The organism is Pseudomonas sp. P5_152 (genome assembly GCF_033989915.1).
Taxonomy (GTDB): Bacteria; Pseudomonadota; Gammaproteobacteria; order Pseudomonadales; family Pseudomonadaceae; genus Aquipseudomonas.
The window spans coordinates 1-17,430 of the sequence record NZ_JASFAH010000003.1 but is presented as its reverse complement, the minus strand read 5'-3'; the positions used below and the strand labels follow the sequence as shown (position 1 = coordinate 17,430).

Sequence of the window (17,430 nt, the reverse complement as noted above, 5' to 3'; positions counted from 1 at the left end):
AAATTCCCTGGCACCGCCTCTTTGGCGTTGCAGGATGTATACCCCCGCTGGTGTCGAGATTTCCAAGAGGAAGTGACCGTCGCGTTTTCGGCGAGCATAAGGGACGGCTCCCCGCTCCCTCAAATGTTCATGCAAATTCAGCTCAACGAACCCCAGCATAAGCCCTCATCAGCATCCGTATTTTGATTCATTTTAGCATTATTGATGACTTATTTTGCGTTGTAAGGCTTTCTAGAATTAACTAATCAAAAATAGTCCTAAGCCACGTGAATCAAGGGCTTGCAGGCCATTTTCGAATAATCGATCATCTAGATACGGGAGCGGGAGAAATGAAGAATGGCTCCATCATCGGTTTCGGAGCCTACGAACATGGATTCACTGATCAATTTTTTTTCAGCAGCACTCACGGCAGACCCGCTCAACCTTGCCCTGTGTGCAGTAATGATCCTCTCGATTTCGGTCGTAGCTATAGTTTGGAAACGGGGTTGATTTATGAGCAACGAGACGACAGATTTCGCAAGGCTTCCGATTAAATGGATTCAAGGCGGTGGAGTTGCGGCGTACGATAGTCGTGTGGGGGATGAAGCTAGAAATCGCCCTCAGCAAAACTCTAGTATTGCTGCACTGAGACTATTCGTTAGCTTGTGCATGATTGCTGACTATCAGAGTGGGCAGGTCAAAACGACATACCCAAAGCTGATTGCTCTTTCAGGATTGAGCCGTCCGATTGTTGCCCGGGCACTTAAGCGCTTGGTGCTGGAGGGGATGTTGCATAAGGTGGACAAGCCCATTCGGCAGGGCACCATTTTACAGATGGCTGGGTGGGAGGATCGCTTTCACGGGAAGCTGCCTAAGTCCAGACTCTACGATGGAAGCAGAACCCAACTGCTCGTCTTGCATCAGTTTGAGTTCAGCGCGTTGAGCCTTTACGCCTTGAAGGTCTATCTTGTCATCTGCGCATTCAGAGACAGGAAAAACTTCAATATCGCGACAATCAATTACGCGACAATTTCACGGCTGGCGGGGGTGCCTATATATCAAATTCCAGCCTCGTTGAACCGTCTGTACCATCTGGAGTTGATTTCCTATAAGCAGGCCGACTATTACGAGCCCGGAAATGCCGAACAGGATCGGACCAACCGCTACTTGATCCGTGGCTTGGGCGACAGGTGGCCGGCATTCAATCCCGAGCGGTCCAGCGGTAGATCAAGTGGACCGAGCAAGGCCAAAATCGCTGCCGCTAATGAGTTCATAGCCAAGTGACCAAGCTATCAATCGATTCAACTTCTGAGCGCCGCGCACAAACTATCAGGTGTACCCGTGGCCACTTGGGTGCGCGAACAGATTGTTTTAGTGCGCGGTCAGTCGATCGGCAGGGTACTGACGCATAAATTTCATGCTCTCCTCTGCAGGTGCGCTCAACCAATCGTGATATAGCCCCTTCGGCAGAATCACGACCATTCGTTTCTCATCCTCTGCTCGATGGTAATTCCTCATAAAAGCATGATCATCCGCGTTGATCGTCAACATCGAATAACTGAAAAGTATGTCTCCGGATGCATTCTTCCAGCTCTCCCATAGTCCCGCGATCCCCATAGGTTCACCATCAGTTCGACTGATTCGGGTTGCAATGGCTTTGCCGCTACGCCAGTCGGGTTCGAAGATCGCTGCAGCAGGGATAATGCAATGCTGAGCGTGTTTCCAGGCATTGCGAAATGATGGTTTTTCAGCAGCTGTTTCTGACCTAGCGTTATACGTGCGCCGTGCAATTTTTGTGTCCTTGCTCCATCCAGGAATCAGGCCGAAGGAGCCCTGTAAAACTTCTACGCGAGGGACAAATTCACCCTCGTCGTTAGCTTCATTTGCCCGGCGGATAAAAGGACCGATGTAACCAGGCCAAAGGTCCAACCTGCCCTGCACAAAAGGCTCTGTGGTGAACGCCAAGCCAAGCTGCTCTGCAGTTGGAGCTTCATAATGACTGCACATTCAACGCTCTCCATCAGTCGTCAAGTCACCGCGGCGCTGCTCTAGCGCGTAACCCGCCTATCTGTTTCATCTACAAAAAAATTGACCGCAACAAGCTAACAAAGTTAACTGTATATTTGTACAGTATACGGAAAGCGTGCGTCATGAGCTATTTCATCTTAGGCCGAGTAGCCATAGGCGGTGTTCCGCTGCCGCTTTGTTCGTTTCGGATCCCCGCAGGGTTTCCGTCGCCGGCGGCTGATCATATCGAGCAGCAAATCTCCCTGGATGAAGTACTAAACATCCGGGCCCCTCATGTGTACCTGGCCTCGATCAGTGGCGACAGCATGCAAGGGGCCGGCATCTTCGACGGCGACCTTGCAGTGGTGGATCGCTCGATTGAGCCAGTCCATGGTCACATTGTGGTGGCCTTACTCAACAATGAGCCTGTCTGTAAGCGCCTATGCGTGCGCGGTCGAGAAGTAATCCTGCTCTCGGAAAACCCAAAATACCCACCGCGCTACGTTCTGGAAGGTGACGATCTGGCTATTTGGGGGGTCATTACCAGCAGCGTGCGAAGTCATGTCTGAATTGCCACCGATATTCGGCTTGATTGATTGCAACAGTTTTTATGCGAGCTGCGAGCGTGTGTTTCGCCCGGATTTGGCCAAGGTCCCGATCGTCGTTCTCAGTAACAACGATGGTTGCGTGATCGCGCGTAGCTACGATGCGAAACCATTCGTGAAAATGGGCGAGCCGTACTTCCAAATCAAAGACAAGCTACGCCGTCACGGCATCGTAGCCTTCTCGTCCAATTACGCGCTGTACGGTGATATGAGCCAGCGAGTGATGAGCATAATTGAATCAATGGTGCCCGCCGTTGAGGTCTACAGCATCGATGAGTCCTTCACGGATCTGCGCGGCGTGCCCGATCCGGAAGTACTTGGCCGCAAAATCCGGACTCAAGTTCTTCGCTGCACCGGCATCCCAGTTGGGGTAGGCATTGCCCACACAAAAACCCTAGCCAAGCTGGCCAACCACACAGCCAAAAGACTGCAAGCGCAAACTGGGGGAGTAGTCGACATCTGCGATACCTTCAAGCGCGACTGGGTGTTACGCAACACTGATGTGTCAGAAGTTTGGGGAGTTGGCCGACGGATGAAAGCTCACCTAGATGTGATGGGCATCAAAACCGCAATGGACCTGGCAAAGGCCGATCCCTGGACACTGCGTAAAAAATTCAGTGTTGTTATTGAGAAGACGGCAAGAGAGCTGGCTGGCACCTCATGCCTAGAACTGGATGAGCCGGACCCACCTAAACAGGAAATATGTTGCAGCCGGGCTTTTGGCAAACGCATGACGGAGCTACCAGCGATAAAAGAAGCCGTAGCTACTTACATGATGCGAGCCTCGGAAAAACTGCGCGCTCAACATTCGCTCTGCAGGAAGATCCGCATCAGCATCCGCACGGGCATGTTTAATCCGTCTGAAGCTCATTATGCCAACGGTGTCGTGGTTGACCTACCCTACCCTACTGATGACGTGCGGGTGCTTACCAAGGCTGCGACCGAGGCCGTAGAGAAGGTGTTCCGTCCAGGATACCGATACAGCAAAGCAGAAGTGATGCTACTGAATTTGTGCAAACCAGGTGAGTTCACCGAAGATCTGTTTTCCAGGTCCCAACCAGGTGAGGCTACCAAGCTGATGTCGGTACTCGATGCCATCAACGGCCGATGGGGCCGCGGCACGTTACGGGTGGCAAGTGTGCCAAGCACTCCGGAATGGGCTATGCAACGAAACTTGATGAGCCAAAGTTACACGACCAGGCTGGATCAGTTATGGCGCGTTCGCTGTCAGTAAAAGCTCTGATGGGTTGGCATTGACTGCCTCCGCTGCTGCCTGTTTTATGGGTAATTGAAACCGTATCAACCAAAGCTGAAGCAGCCAATTTTCGCAGCTGAAAGAGCTCGCTTCGCGCGGAAAAAACTTAGCATAACAACTTTTTAAATGATTCTGAGGCCTGCAACAGTCTTTCGGTCGTCATTTAGACGAATCACAAAAAAGTATCAAAAGTTCCGCACTTATCCACGCCTATCTTAATTTCAAATATTTGGATTGACTTAGAAAAAACCTTACGCCTACAAAACAGCCAAAAAATTATTTTTCATGTGAGAAAAATCTGGTTTTTCCCAAGGCTCTTTTATATATTCATCGCGGGCTTCGGCCCAACGCTGCCAACCCACAGTCGTGGCGAGGCAAAACCCACATGCTTTGGATTATATGCCATGAGCCTGAAAATGATTTACCGGAGACTTTTATATGACCACAGTGGTAAAGCAGCACAAAGACGATGTACTTAAGCAAGCAGCAGCGACGCTAGCCAAATATCCAGAGTTGATACGGGAAATAGCCGCGGGTGTGATACTACACCGTAAGCAACCTTCCGAGCACGATGACAGCCCCGTTTACTATAATCCTGATTCAGATACTCGTTATTCTGACTCAGAGAAAAAAGTAGGGGTTATGTATTTGGGCTTCAGCAAGGAAGTCGCGCTCGCCGAGTCCTTTCAGGCCGGCCAAGGCGTTGACGACCAACCAGTGACCCTCTCCGCATTGGCGAGCAGTTCACTGCATCAGCTGAGGACAGCTCGTATTCTGTACGTTGTGGACGTAGCCGGTCTGGCAAACCGTATGACGCACCACAAGCTTCGGGATATCGTTCAGGCTAAGGGACAAGGTAAAGAGGGCTATGCGCTAACCCGGGAATTCAGCCGGGCGTGCATGCAGTTGGGTATGAAGATTGATGGAATCCTCTACCCGTCTGCAGTCTACTCTGTTACCGGCTCAATGGATGGATGCAATCTTGTTCTCTTCGCAGGACGTGGCACCCAAGTTGAACCGATCGACCATATACCTGTAACAGAGGTTGTGTTGTCGAATGGGGATATAGCCGTAGAGTTTTTGGATAGCCTAGGTGTTGCCCTAGAGTGATAAAAACCGGGCCTCCAATTGGAGGCTCGGTTCACTGCCCCGGCTCAAACGCGTTTATAAAGTCACGCTTGATAATTTCAACGGCAGCGCTGTTATCTAGAAGCTCATAACGAGGTAGCACATTTTCTGGCTCGCCTGGGCTTGAGAAGTCCATTTTACTAACCAGATGCTGAACCAGAAAATTCATAGCCTCTGTATTAACTGGATCAATCTTAAGTTCATTGATCAATTTTGCAATCACCGGCTTCGTTTTATTCTCTGAAAATTGAAACGAGGGATAGTATTTCCGGCGATTACTGGTGTTTGTATATGCCAACACCAAACCAGCTTTAGTTTTTTGACTTAACGCTTGTTTGGATATACCCAGAATATCGTGGGCTTCTTGGGCTGTAAGCAATTCACACCGGCTGCTTACCCGTTCAAATGCACGTGCGCGCATATTAGCCACGGCCTTTTGATTGCGCGTTTCGATGCTTAGCTTCTTGTCAGAGTCCACTTTGGAGACTGCAGTAAAGGCTTTTTCATCCGGGAGGGCCACAGCCTTCAACACAACGGATTCCGAAGCAGAATCGAGTCTTATCTCAAAGCGCCTCCGCAATTCTGCCTTGGCCGCCTCGACGGTGAACTGAGTTCTCTCGTGGATCGCTACTGACATGCTTCCTCCTGCCCTTACTTTCTTTCTGCCATTACAGTCTTTCGGTCTTTCGGTCTTTCGGTCTTGCTGATGTGCGGTGATTCTGGTGTGCGGTGTATCTGTAAGGATCAGGTTAACGGGAGTTGACACGCATGTCAACTTGTCAACCTGTCCACTCGTCTACTTATCCAATCGTCAACCTGCTTTACAGGGGTCTCTAGGACGGTTGAAGGCGTTAGCGAATAATTGGTGATAAAATACGTTATCACCAATTATCACCGCTTGTCGTTTTCAGCTACCGCAGCCGCATTCCACGTTGCTTTTTCGGCTGGAACTATGGCCGATGATCGCGAGTGAGCCAATTATGAGAACTATATGCAGGAACTGACGAAAGCCCACCAGAACGATCAGCGTCGGCTCACTTCGGTCGAATTTCAGACACTGGCCCAGGTTCCGGCAGCAGTCGAGTGGTTTGCCAACCTGGACAACCCCCGTACACGACGAGCCTACCGAAATGACCTGGAAGACTTCTGTGGGTTTGTCGGGTTGGCTTCGGCGGATGAGTTTCGCGTGGTCACCCGATCACATGTTCTGGCCTGGCGGGCCCAGCTCGAACAACGGGGCCTCGCGGGAGCGACGATCCGGCGCAAATTGGCCGCGCTGGCCAGCCTCTTTGATCACCTCCTGGAAAGCAATGCCATCGCCGGCGGCAATCCCGTGCACGGAGTGAAACGACCGAAGATTGAAAGCAACGAAGGTAAGACGCCAGCACTGGGCGATCATCAGGCGAAAGCGATGCTCGACGCGCCGGATGAAACAACGCTTAAAGGGCAGCGGGACCGGGCGCTATTGGCTGTTCTTCTCTATCACGGGCTGCGCCGTGAAGAAGCGGCATTGCTGCAGGTGAGCGACATCCAGGAACGCCGTGGGATCCAGCATTTGAAGGTCCACGGCAAGGGCGGCAAGGTGCGCTACCTGCCTCTGCATCCAATGGCGGCCGGGCGTATTTATCAGTACCTGGAAAGCTCAGGGCATCATTTGGCGGACAGGAAGGTTCCGCTATTCATCCCGTTGCGCGGCAAGCTGACGGGTGCCGGCATCACGGCCAACGGAATCTATACCGTGGTCTCGGCGTATGCGAAGAAGGCAGGTATTGAAGTTGCCGGCCTGGGGGTTCATGGACTCAGGGCTACGGCGGCTACCAATGCCCTGGAGCATGAAGCCGACATTGCCAAGGTCCAGTCCTGGCTCGGTCATGCCAACATCAGCACGACCAAGATCTACGATCGAAGGGAGAACAGGCCTGAGGACTCACCTACTTATAAGGTGAAGTATTAACGAAGGGGGGTCGCGAGTTAGCATTCATAGTTGCGCGCCTTCCATTGACCGCCCTCCTCAGTTTGGTCATTGCAGTGGCCGGCCTAGCGGTTGCTGTGGTCGTTGCCCATCACCACTGGTAACACAAAACCCCCACCGAATCCGCTGGGGTTTCCTTATGCACCCGGCTTGGGCTCGGGGTTAGTAGTCGCCGCCAGGTGGCCAAGCCTCCGGTTCGTTACGGCAGGCTCGCCAGGTCATAAACACCAAAAATGCCAGAGTCAGGCAGGCGGCCGCTTTTAGAAAAATCAGGTCCTCGGTCATGCTTTTTTGCTCCTAATCCGGCTCTTGTGTTGGCCGGTCATTTACAGCTTGCCGATGGAGCAAAACCCGGCGCAACAGCTCGAAGGAATTGTATCTGGTCGATCACCACGATCTGTCCCACCTCGCTCTGACGGATTGGGGCACGCATCGAAATGGCCATTTTTTGCCGTGGCCATTCGCATGACCATCCCTTAACCAGGATGCGGGCGGGCAATCATTCAGCAACTAATTTGACGTCAATTAAATAAACACCGTAACAAGAGAGAAACAGTTTGTGAACCTTATCAATTCTGATAAGGTAGCCGCACTGGCATAATACCGTCTACGACGACGGCGCTTAATTCCGGCGATTTTTAGCCCTTAGCCAACGATTGTGCCAGTTAAACCAACCCTGAAAGGATTTTAAAAAATGACCAGCTATAGACCAGCTTCCCACAACTACGAGGTATCTCATGCAACACCACAAAAACGAAAACCCCGACACCGCAAGTAATAACCGTCGCATCGTCAAATTCTACCCTGCAAAGGCGGCAGGCAAGGAAATGGCGGCAGTACCAGAAAGAGAGCAGCTAAGATTCGTGCTCAGCTTGACCAACCTAAGCAACAACATGGAAGCAACTTGTACCGTGAACCCTTTGCGAGCACTGGGCCCCAACGTGTACGAACTCAAGGAAAACGGCCGGCCAGCATGGCGGTGCGTGTACTACACGGGTGTCAAAGGCGTTATCTACGTGTTGTATGTGGGAGAGAAAACAACGAACGGTGTAGACAGGCATTTGATGTCAACCGTTGAGCAACGGCTAAAGGCTTTGATAGCGGCGATCAAAGCAGGCGATGAGTAACAGGCGGGAAAATAGAGCGCGGCAGGGCAATCTATCCAGAAGGCGACGCTTCACAGCGTCGCCTTTTTTACGTTCATCGTCAGCGGTTGCTGCCGATTTTCGGGATCGAAATCCACATCCAGCTTATAGCCGATGCGTACCAGCATCTCGATCAGCGCGTCGATGGAGAATTTTTCTAAGTGACCTTTGAACAGGTTACTCATTCTTGGCGGACTGACGTTGAGTTCCTGGGCGGCCTCGGTTTGGGTCCACCGTTTTTCACGTATCAGTTTTGTCAGCGCCGCGAACAGCTGAACTTTTAGATGCTTCATGTTGTATTCCACGGGATCAGCCGTGAACAGCTCAAATATATTTTGGCTCATTTCGGTAGTCCTCCAACATAAGGGGAGGTTATGTCTCTTGAGTAATTGATATGCAAATTCAATCGAATAATTTGTGGATAATCATTATTTACGATGTCGGGTTATGCGGAGATTATCAGTTCTGATAAATTGTGCAAGCATTTGCAAGTAAAACCATTTGATTTTGTCGACCGACGGCCGCTAGAATGCGCGCCGCTTTAGCGCGCAAAACCAAAAAACCCTTATAAATCAACATTGAATTAAATGGTGCAGGTGCTTTTTGTGGACCGGCCAGCGCCCGGGCAAAGCATTTATGACAATCGATACCCACCCGGACAGTGAGAAAAGCTATAGTAAACCTGTACGCATACACAGTTATTCAGGTGCCGCGTGGCCAAACCTTTGCCCCCTTTTGAACCCTAGCAGACGCCGAATCGCGCGCCGCCTGGCGGGCCTATTGTGAGACCCTTTGGTTCAAGCATTGTCTCGACCTGGTGCGCAGCCAAGGTACTCTCGCAATTTGGAATGCTGAGGGACCGGCACCGCGCAAGGTAAAAAGCGCGTCAGCCATCCGTTGCAGTGAGGCTCAAATTTTCACCTTTGCCAGGCCCCCAACGCCCAGGGAGTTGCGCACCTGACGCAACAAAGCCCCGTCCTCGGCGCGGTCGTCTTGGCCCCTGCTCCACATTGTCATAAGGCACGATTTCCAGCAGCGGCCCTTCTTGCTCTTGAAACGTACCAACGCTTCGCGCTGTGTTGCGGTCAGTTCGGTTTCCATCGGCCGTACTCCCTTCGGTGGGACGGCCGGAGCACAAGCCCCGGCCTTGGCTTTATTCAGCTTGGAGCTTTGCAAGCCCTTCGCGTACTACCTGCCCAGCGTAAATGCCGGAGCCGGTCAGGTGGCGAACCCACGCGCCACGGCTGGGCGACCATTTGAAGGCGTTACGTTTGAGCAAGTCGCGTATTTCTGGCGCGGGCTTGCCGTCGAACACGAACATAACGCGGTTTTCTTCAACGTCTTCGCGGTACTTGTAACCCTCGGTTTCGACTTCGACCGCCTCCCGGCTGCGGCGGACTTCCAGTTCCTGGATTCGTTTTTTGATTCGGGTCATATTGGCGTTGTTGTTGCTGAGCTGGTAGCCCGCGAACCCCACACGGCCGCAAAAATCGCCTTTGATGAGGCTTTGCGCATCCGCTTCGCTGAAGCCCAACGTCACAAGGGCCGGGACTTGTTTGTCTGGAGTCTTACCGGTTCGAATTGCCTTGTTCGCAGCCTTCATCCGGTCTTGGTTGGCTTCACACTCGGCCAGCTCGGCGCGCAGCTTTACAAGCGCGTCCGGGTCGTCGCTGGAAATGCCGCCAGTACCTACGCTCGCGGCCTTCTGCTCGTAATACTTGGCCTTGTCGCTCAACTCGAAAGACTTTTCGTGCATGCGGTTGATACCAGCGCGAAAGTTGCGGTCGCGGCGTTCGCTGTGGTGCCCGATCAGAATAGGTTGACCGAAAGGGATAGCCTCGCCGCGCTTGCGGGCTGCGGAATACAGGGCGTCGGATTGGGTCGCGGCTTTTACGGCGCGATCCTCGTAGCGGTCGCGGCGGTCAGCTTGCTTCCGTTCGTAGTCGTTCATTTTCTCGTTCCTTGTGAGGGTGGAGCCCGGCGGGCCGGGCTCCTGTTGGATTGATTAAGCGGCGAGAACGGTATGGGTAACGGCGCCTGTCGCTGGGCGATTGGCGGTGATTACCTGACCGTTTTCAGTGACCACTACGCCTTTGCGCACATAGGCCGGCACGCTCTCCAGCACGGAGAAATCAACATTCACAAGGGAGTTAGAACGAGGTGTTTTAGAAGCTTGGTTTTTCATGGTGTATCTCCTGCAAGGTTGACCCGGAGCGGTTGCCGCCGCTCGTTTCGGGCATCGGCTCCAATGCGGTGCCGATGTATGTATTATCCACTTTTACATGTATAACGTCAACACTTGTAAACACTAATAAAACACAAAGAAAAACCCGCGCTCGGCGGGCCTCTCTGGAAAACGGTTTACGACTTCGTGCAGCTCTCCTTAGTCACTGGCTACAATCTCGGTCACAGCTGCATCCCGTTGGCTTTCCTGAGCCTTACGTACCTTGGCGATAATCTCGGCGTGCAGTAGGGTGCAAACGTCCTCAAACGTCCAATAGGTGTTCCCGATACGGGCATAAATCCCTGTAACACGGCCAATTGTACGCTCGCTCATCAAGAATGATTCGGTATCGCCGCCGCTCACCCACCGCATGGGCGGCAGGACGTTTAGCGCATAGTCGAAGTGATCTGCGTCGATCTGGCGCGGCACGGTCTTACAACAGGTTTCGATCTGCTCGACGGCTTCCTGATAGGTCGTCAGGATCGCGCCGGGGCAGCGGGCTTGAACTTCCTCCAACGTGTGGCCCTGTTGCTGTGTCACGGTGGCGCCATCGGCGAGCACAATGGCGAAGTCGATCACCCAGCGTTGACCAGGTACATAGAATACGTTTTCCATTTCCATCGTGTGAACTCCTGCAAGATTGGCCCGGAGCGGTTGCCGCCGCTCGTTTCGGGCGTCGACCCACTGTGGCGTCGATGCAGTTATTATAACTCAAACGTAAACACTAGTAAACACTAAAACCAATTCCACTAAACTCCACTCGAATTGACTCCAGCGCTTTGGCGCGATGCTGGATGGCGAGGGTGGAGAGCGGTCAATAAACGCTTTTCAGCTCGGCCGGGAGGCCGCTTCCTATCCTTCGCCTGCAGCGCTTGGATTCTCTCCTGGTGATGCCAGACGGTTTCGGGGGGTCGCGGTCGGCCCGGCCTGACGCACTCTCCGGCGCGGTCAAGGGGACGTGGAATACCACAGAGAGCGTAGCGAGTGAGGATATGCCGCGAAAGCCCCTTGGCCGCATAAGCCGGAGAATGCGGTAGGTTGAGGGCTGGACGTGGCCACCTGAAACCTTCGATCGCCAGTTCGGCGCGCAAGGTGGCAAGCGGAGCGCGCAGGCCGGGACGGCCGGAGGCGTGAGGTTCGAAGCCCGAAGGGCCAAGACCTGGCGTGCTTCTGGCCGGGGCTTGGTTCACAAGAGCCGTTTCGGCAAAGCCGAACACGTCCAGGCTGGGGCCAGGGGAATCGCCCGGGCAAAAAACCACTCAAGCAAGCCGAGTGGCCATTTCTCTCTTAGACTACCGTTTTACGGCAGTAGTTTTTTCCCGGATTACTGCGCGGCCACGTACCCTCGTTTAATCTTGCTTATTGGTTCTTTTCCCTTAGCGGCTGAAGGTGCTAATCGTGCGAAGGGCCTGGGCCTGTCTCACGATTTTTGCCCCAGCAAATTGTGTCGGAATCTGGGACACAAGAGCCATTAACAGAACCTTCGCTTTTGATTCGGTAGATACCAGTTGATACGCATCTTTTCAGGGTCAATCTCAAAGCTCTTAAGCAGTTGCTCATGGGAGTTCTGGATAACCCATTTTTCAGTATTGTTCATCGTGATTCTTAATCCGGCTTACTGATCAGGCCTACTTTTTTGGCCTCTTCGCGGGCGGCCTTGTAACCATCCCACGGGTATGCAGGCCACCCGGAGGGCATGCAAAAACCCTGACGTCGATCCTGGGAACGGAACAGAGCATGCCATCCATCGTTTCGGTCGAATACCCAGCCGAATAGCCCAGTAGCTTGAAACTGGTCGTATGTGATATCGATGATAAAATCACCGACCTCAAACCAAGCGTGGGTCGCTCCGCCTTCCAGCTTCGGGTGACGTTTACCACAGACGTACTCCCCTTCATATTGAAGAGTTTCCCAAACTACTCGACCCACGATATCGGAAGCGACCCCGCACGCGCCTGAGGGAAACCCGTTAAAGGTTGAGCCCTTTGCATCCACGAGGCTAATGAGCCCAACTCGGCACGCAAGGGCCACCTTCTCTAGCTCTGTCCTGATTGCAATCACGGCTGGCCATCCTCGACCAGTTCGAAGGCATTGCCCAGGGCGGACGGGTAGCGCACGGCGCCGGCGAGCCGGCGGCCATCGGACAGGATCACCTCTGCACGGATCAGCCCGTTGCCGATAAGATTGACCGGATGGTCTATCATCACTGACCAGGTGCGTTGCGGCGCGTTGTAAAACAGGCTAGCAGTGACATCAGGGTGGGTGTTTTGCATTTCGCGGCCGGGGGCGCTGTAGATCAGTGTCACGTCGATGGGTCCCATATAGTCCATGATACTTTTCCGTTGAGTTTCGTGAATGCGAAATAGGGCGTCCTTCTACGTCCTCGACCCCACATCTGCTGTTGCTTATGCGGTACGGATTGAACCCAAGTTAAATGCAAATTTTGAAAGTTTGGCCGTCCAGCACGTCACCTGCACCGTGGGCTGCCTTCAGCGTTTCCGCGATATCCTCAAGCTGTTTAGCTACTTCTACCGGGAACCAATCTGTAACACGGACCCAGCCATCAGGCAAAGACTCCATGCGCCGCCGGATACGTTGCATCAACTGATTTACAGCCTGCCGCGTTAGATTGGTGTCCGCTGCCGCCTCAGGGATACTGGCGCCCATAACCAGCACCAGCCGAGCTGCCTGAATAGACTTATCACTGAAGCCGCGGCGGGTGCTTTTAGCCTGCAGCTCGGTCATCAAACGTTCGAATTCCTCAGGGCTCATTTCCCCTGTACTGGGCGTTGGGCCGATGAGACGAACAAGCTGTGCAATTTCAGCCGGCTCAAAGGCTTCTTTGATCTTGGCTGCCATATTTACCAGCTTGTCCTCGTTGCTGCTCGTTTCGGTCATGGTGGTTCCCAGGCTATTGCGTAAGTTTAGATACCAGAGCCAAAGCCCCCAAATGGGGCTTACCCTAGCAGGCACCGTGGGCAGCTTTAGCCGCGTGTGCGATACAGGGTTCGCCGGATAAGTTGGTGCAGCCTGTCGGACGTGCCTGGCACGCTGACCGTGTCCAGGTTGCCACGCTCACGACATAAGGGAGGGGCAACTAAGGTGGGTTCCGATCTCAAACTGTTTCACAGTTAACGGTCATAATTTACATCCTGCAAGGCTAGCCGCACGGTTGCCGGCGCTTTCCCGGTGAGCCTTCAGCATATCAATCACGAAATAAAATGAAAACACTAGTAAACACAATATAGCTTCTTGCTGCATAGTCTTCGGGAGCTGTATCATGACCCCGCTATTCTCCTAAACTCCTGCAAGGGTTATGGAAGCACCAGGTCGAAAGCCTTGCCGGGCTCTCGACCTTTTTTATGCCTGCGATTTACAGCAGCAAGTGGTTCTGGATTGTCATTCCTCTGCACGGGATTTTCTTGCCTGAGGTTAGCCAGCTCAGCCCCCTACCCTTTCACCTGATTCGGTCTGCTTGAGCTGCATTAAGACGGTCCTCAAATTTGGCCATCAGCTCTGACTCATGCTTCACCTGAGTCGTGTTTCGCTTTCCGTTTTTTCTCAACAAACACTAGGGCATCCAAAGCCTGGTCTAGTAGATCGCCAAGTCGAATCCCACGCTCGTTCGCCATTTCGTAGAAGCGGTCATAACCTTCTTGTGTGGCCTTGATATTTAGCTGGACTCGAGGCTCTGCAAACTTACGCCGTGCGCGTTTAGCTGGTTTTTCTTCGGCTGGCTGGGGCTCTCTCGAAGGAAATCCGTTATCTTTTGATATCTTTTCGATATCCTCCTGCACTAAATTTTGTTCGGATTCCGATACCTTGGGCTTGGCTTTGAACTGACCCAAGCTAGCAAACGGATCGACTCTAGTATCCCCGTCACTCATTGCTTGTCTCCAGCAGATAGCTTGGTGATTAATTCTGCTGCGAATGCACTGGCATTAGCTATCGCCTTAGCAATTCCAGGCGCTTCCGAAGCGCTCAAGGTTTCCAATGGTTTCTGGAAGAAAAACATCGATCGGAAAGCTTCACGCTCAGTGAGTACAGTCTCAAACACTGGAATATTTTTGTCTTCAAGGCTTTTACGCAGACTAGCCATATTGCGCGTCTGATAGGCCGGAGGGGTTCGCGTTAGCAGGATCGAATAAGGCAGTTTGTAGTCCGGCTTATGTCGTTTCACAGCCAGCTCTTGATCGTGAATCAGCGCAACCGCCCTACCCGCCTGCTCGGCATCCAGCAAAGAACCTTGCATTGGGACTATCACATAATCAGCCTCTTGCAATGCAAGGACGACGATCTTAGCGGCGGTGCCTTCAAGATCGACGATCACAAACGGATCAAGTGACGCTGCTTCACGGATCTTGGTTGCAATATTGTTCTCTGTGACATCCGAAATCACCCGGAGGTTGTCCGGGCAATGCCCACCCGCTGCCCACTTTTTAATAGGGTAGTTAGGGTCCGCATCGATAATCGTTACCTTGGCGCCGTTGGCGGCAAGCTGTGTGCCGAGGGTCAATGCGGAAGTAGTCTTACCCACCCCCCCTTTTGGGCTTATAAAAGCGGTCGTCGGCATCCCGTCTCTCCGTCAAAAAATGATATCCATAGATATCAAAAGATATCCACGGATAATACGCCTATCAAAAAGAAACTCAACAGGTATCTTATGGTATCTTGAAGATATCCAAAGGTATCCCAAAGAAAGCATAAAGATAGCCGGCACGAATTTCAGGTATCTAAAGGATATCATCCGCATTGGATATCTTTATGATATCGCGTAACGCAGATAAAGCAGCGATATCTAAATGATATCCTTTGGTATCTCAAGTATGCCAGGGGAGCGGCTGATCGCGACCTGTAACCTCCTGGGCGTTACTCCCAGGGTCATTGAGGGCTCACCGAAGCCCATACATGCGCTTAAGTTCGACAATGCGAGTAGTGCGCTGTTGGTGCGCTTGCGCAGTGTCTTGGTTGGGCACAAACACACCGTGTGCAACAGCAGAGGTGTACTGAACATCCTGTTCAATCAGATCTATTAGTTCCTGGAGCTGAGCACGCATTTCATCGTAGATGGTCATCTCAATATCTGCCGTTCGTGGAGTTAGGAATGGACAGGTGATTTGTCGACCTTACTGTCAGCAAGCCACCTGGGCAGCCAGACTCGATTCCTAGATGTCTGTGAGGGGAGTTACCACGTTCGGCGCAATGGCCTAAATAATCAGGCCCGTACGCAAAATGTGGCGAGCCAATCCCCCAGCGGTGCCCCAGATTTCAACCATGAGCGCCTTGTATATCGAAAATCACACGCATTATCCCGTCAAACGGAATACCCAGTGTTGGACCACAACGGACCCAAGCCAGCCCTACTTACCAGGTTCAGGGACATCTAAAAACCAAGAAGGGGAGGGGATAGCCTCAGGATCAGCACCAAATAGGCTGAAGTCAGAACACCCGACTTGAGCAACAGAAGCACCTAGGAAGCTCCCCTGAACAGCGGGAATTAGTCCGGTACCAATACCTAGAGCAATAGACACAAGGTGATCAGAAGTACCGCACTCCCCATCAAAAGCTTGATTGTTGCCTTTAAGACAAAGATCAAGAGCAGCGGACCGAGCCGCAGGTATCTGATGTACACCATGCTTAACATCTAGATCCGTGCCGGCGACGGAGCCTCGCAGTGCTGTCACCGCGGCTCTCAGGGGCTCTTTAAGTACGTGGGCATATGTGGCCACCGTCTGCCTGGAGACTTTGGCAATCAGTGCAATCGCCGTCTGCCGAAGACGTTCACCTCGAGCCCGGAGCTCCGCACAGGCTGCACGTATCTTTGACTCAGTGGCTTTGTTGCGGACTTCATGTGTGCGCTTGGCAGCCAGGCTTTGGCGCTCAGCCAGGGGCAGATCCTTGTCGAGTTGCATAACCCCACGGTGGCAGCTGCCCCCGCCCTGGTAACGGTCCCATGTCCATCGAGCGATCGAACGTATGGTTGCCCTGAGCGATGAGAGCGGTAAATTCTCAGTGAATCCGTGCTTATGGAAGCTGTTGTGGTTATGCGCAAAAGCCTCCAGCAAGCGCATAAAGGCTCCGAAAGAGCCTGTGTCTCGCTGCTGGTTCACGATGCTGTACGCAAAGAAGCGCATCTGCTCAAACAGGATGCAGTGTCGTGAGTGGGAAACGTCGTCGAGCTTCGGAGCGCTGCGCCAAGGTGTCACGGCAAGATCGACGTAGTCGGCCAGATCACCCAGTTCGTAAACGTGGTTGTGAAGTTCGGCCGTATCCCACCAGGGGTGCCCAGGAGTCTTGGCAACAGGGCCGCTATACGCAGGGTCAGCGACGAGACGGGCGGCGAAGGCCGCGTAGATCGCCTTCATGTAGTTGATTGGTTTCGAGCGCGCGTTGTCTGTCGTGCAGACGGTGTGAATGGCGTAGTAAAGATGCGAATGACCGTTGGTTCGGTTGCGCACGACAAGGTTGGGAGCCGGCAGTCCCTCATCATCCCAAATCAGGGAATTTGAGTGATCGAGGTCGAAAATCAACCACGACACCATCCCGTACCGGTTGACCTGCATATAGGGATGGCGGATGGCGTACTCACGGGGGCGAACCCGGGCAGCGGTTTTGTTATCGCTACAGCGCGAAAGGTATGGGGCTTCTGACAGTAATCTGCCGAGTGCCGTGTCGTTCTCAAAAAACCGCGAAGAAGGTGAGTACCCGCTGTCTGTAGCTGATATTGCGAAATCCATATGTCCGCCGTCTAGCGGTGAGCTTTATGGAAATCGCATTTCAGAACTTGCAAGAGTTCCCCGCGACAGCCATAATCAGCTCACGTTTGTGGTGTAGAGCAGGCCCGTCCCGTCGAAAAGAAAGGCCTGTTCTAATTTTCCAAAAAGCCCGGTACCAGCCGGGCTTTTTGGTTTCTGCGGTTTGGCTATGCCACGTGAAGCGCCCCCAGTTGAGTTGTCACTTCGTCAAATCCCACTCGTTTAGCATCGAGGGTTATTGCCTCAAGGCTCTTGTAGACCTTGCGCCGATCCGACCGTGCGACAGTCATATAATCAAGCGTGCCGTCAGTTCGAACGACGATCAGTTCCCACCCACTTTGCATCGGAGCAGGGGCTACG

Annotated in this window: 20 protein-coding genes; 6 read left to right on the top strand and 14 right to left on the bottom strand. The window is 52.8% G+C overall.

The window, feature by feature from the left end; translation table 11 throughout:
- Window positions 1-492 precede the first annotated feature (492 nt).
- Entirely contained in the window at window positions 493-1,263 is a 771-nt protein-coding gene (locus tag QMK50_RS27150; RefSeq protein ID WP_320334581.1) for a hypothetical protein, read from the top strand.
- A gap of 87 nt (window positions 1,264-1,350) precedes the next feature.
- Here the strand turns inward: QMK50_RS27150 and QMK50_RS27145 are convergent, their stop codons facing one another.
- On the bottom strand, window positions 1,351-1,986 hold the full coding sequence (locus tag QMK50_RS27145) for an SOS response-associated peptidase (protein WP_320334580.1): 636 nt from the start codon (window positions 1,984-1,986) through the stop codon (window positions 1,351-1,353).
- Window positions 1,987-2,129: 143 nt separating this feature from the next.
- Here QMK50_RS27145 and QMK50_RS27140 point away from each other — a divergent pair, with 143 nt between their 5' ends.
- The 3 genes from QMK50_RS27140 (at window position 2,130) to QMK50_RS27130 (ending at window position 4,956) form a co-directional block, all read left to right on the top strand.
- On the top strand, window positions 2,130-2,555 hold the full coding sequence (locus tag QMK50_RS27140) for a S24 family peptidase (protein WP_320334579.1): 426 nt from the start codon (window positions 2,130-2,132) through the stop codon (window positions 2,553-2,555).
- Window positions 2,548-3,825 (top strand): translesion error-prone DNA polymerase V subunit UmuC, encoded by a 1,278-nt coding sequence (gene umuC / locus QMK50_RS27135; protein ID WP_320334578.1) that lies wholly within the window; start codon window positions 2,548-2,550, stop codon window positions 3,823-3,825. The genes QMK50_RS27140 and umuC overlap by 8 nt, the downstream gene beginning before the upstream one ends.
- A 459-nt stretch (window positions 3,826-4,284) precedes the next feature.
- Window positions 4,285-4,956 carry an RES family NAD+ phosphorylase gene (locus tag QMK50_RS27130; protein WP_320334577.1) on the top strand — a complete coding sequence of 224 codons (672 nt, stop codon included), beginning with the start codon at window positions 4,285-4,287 and terminating at the stop codon, window positions 4,954-4,956.
- A gap of 31 nt (window positions 4,957-4,987) precedes the next feature.
- Here the strand turns inward: QMK50_RS27130 and QMK50_RS27125 are convergent, their stop codons facing one another.
- The gene (locus QMK50_RS27125) at window positions 4,988-5,611 is read right to left on the bottom strand and encodes a hypothetical protein (protein WP_320334576.1); all 624 of its coding nucleotides are present in this window, start codon (window positions 5,609-5,611) and stop codon (window positions 4,988-4,990) included.
- 354 nt (window positions 5,612-5,965) lie between these two features.
- Here QMK50_RS27125 and QMK50_RS27120 point away from each other — a divergent pair, with 354 nt between their 5' ends.
- Window positions 5,966-6,928 carry a tyrosine-type recombinase/integrase gene (locus tag QMK50_RS27120; RefSeq protein WP_320334575.1) on the top strand — a complete coding sequence of 321 codons (963 nt, stop codon included), beginning with the start codon at window positions 5,966-5,968 and terminating at the stop codon, window positions 6,926-6,928.
- 180 nt (window positions 6,929-7,108) lie between these two features.
- Here QMK50_RS27120 and QMK50_RS27115 read toward each other — a convergent pair whose 3' ends face one another.
- The gene (locus QMK50_RS27115) at window positions 7,109-7,231 is read right to left on the bottom strand and encodes a hypothetical protein (protein WP_320334574.1); all 123 of its coding nucleotides are present in this window, start codon (window positions 7,229-7,231) and stop codon (window positions 7,109-7,111) included.
- A 452-nt stretch (window positions 7,232-7,683) separates the two neighbouring features.
- On the opposite strand from QMK50_RS27115, the gene QMK50_RS27110 reads away from it, so the two are divergent.
- Window positions 7,684-8,073 (top strand): type II toxin-antitoxin system RelE/ParE family toxin, encoded by a 390-nt coding sequence (locus QMK50_RS27110; RefSeq protein WP_320334573.1) that lies wholly within the window; start codon window positions 7,684-7,686, stop codon window positions 8,071-8,073.
- 50 nt (window positions 8,074-8,123) lie between these two features.
- Here the strand turns inward: QMK50_RS27110 and QMK50_RS27105 are convergent, their stop codons facing one another.
- The 11 genes from QMK50_RS27105 to QMK50_RS27055 form a co-directional block, all read right to left on the bottom strand.
- On the bottom strand, window positions 8,124-8,435 hold the full coding sequence (locus QMK50_RS27105; protein WP_320334572.1) for a helix-turn-helix transcriptional regulator: 312 nt from the start codon (window positions 8,433-8,435) through the stop codon (window positions 8,124-8,126).
- 565 nt (window positions 8,436-9,000) lie between these two features.
- A complete protein-coding gene (locus tag QMK50_RS27100) occupies window positions 9,001-9,192 on the bottom strand; it encodes a hypothetical protein (RefSeq protein ID WP_320334571.1) in 192 nt (63 codons plus the stop codon).
- A gap of 52 nt (window positions 9,193-9,244) precedes the next feature.
- Entirely contained in the window at window positions 9,245-10,042 is a 798-nt protein-coding gene (locus tag QMK50_RS27095; protein WP_320334570.1) for a DUF3560 domain-containing protein, read from the bottom strand.
- A gap of 54 nt (window positions 10,043-10,096) precedes the next feature.
- Complete coding sequence (locus QMK50_RS27090; protein ID WP_320334569.1) at window positions 10,097-10,276, bottom strand: hypothetical protein; 180 nt, start codon at window positions 10,274-10,276, stop codon at window positions 10,097-10,099.
- A 198-nt stretch (window positions 10,277-10,474) separates the two neighbouring features.
- Entirely contained in the window at window positions 10,475-10,936 is a 462-nt protein-coding gene (locus tag QMK50_RS27085; RefSeq protein ID WP_320334568.1) for a hypothetical protein, read from the bottom strand.
- A gap of 1,436 nt (window positions 10,937-12,372) precedes the next feature.
- The gene (locus QMK50_RS27080) at window positions 12,373-12,645 is read right to left on the bottom strand and encodes a hypothetical protein (protein WP_320334567.1); all 273 of its coding nucleotides are present in this window, start codon (window positions 12,643-12,645) and stop codon (window positions 12,373-12,375) included.
- A 100-nt stretch (window positions 12,646-12,745) separates the two neighbouring features.
- Complete coding sequence (locus tag QMK50_RS27075) at window positions 12,746-13,213, bottom strand: TrfB-related DNA-binding protein (protein WP_320334566.1); 468 nt, start codon at window positions 13,211-13,213, stop codon at window positions 12,746-12,748.
- A gap of 623 nt (window positions 13,214-13,836) precedes the next feature.
- Window positions 13,837-14,202, bottom strand: coding sequence for a stability/partitioning determinant (locus QMK50_RS27070; RefSeq protein WP_320334565.1), 366 nt, complete (start codon window positions 14,200-14,202; stop codon window positions 13,837-13,839).
- A complete protein-coding gene (locus QMK50_RS27065; RefSeq protein WP_320334564.1) occupies window positions 14,199-14,888 on the bottom strand; it encodes a ParA family protein in 690 nt (229 codons plus the stop codon). The genes QMK50_RS27070 and QMK50_RS27065 overlap by 4 nt, the downstream gene beginning before the upstream one ends.
- A 787-nt stretch (window positions 14,889-15,675) precedes the next feature.
- Window positions 15,676-17,052, bottom strand: a complete 1,377-nt coding sequence (locus tag QMK50_RS27060) for a replication initiation protein (RefSeq protein ID WP_413787333.1) — start codon at window positions 17,050-17,052, stop codon at window positions 15,676-15,678.
- 185 nt (window positions 17,053-17,237) lie between these two features.
- A partial coding sequence (locus QMK50_RS27055) for a plasmid replication protein RepB (protein ID WP_320334563.1) occupies window positions 17,238-17,430 on the bottom strand: 193 nt, incomplete at its 5' end.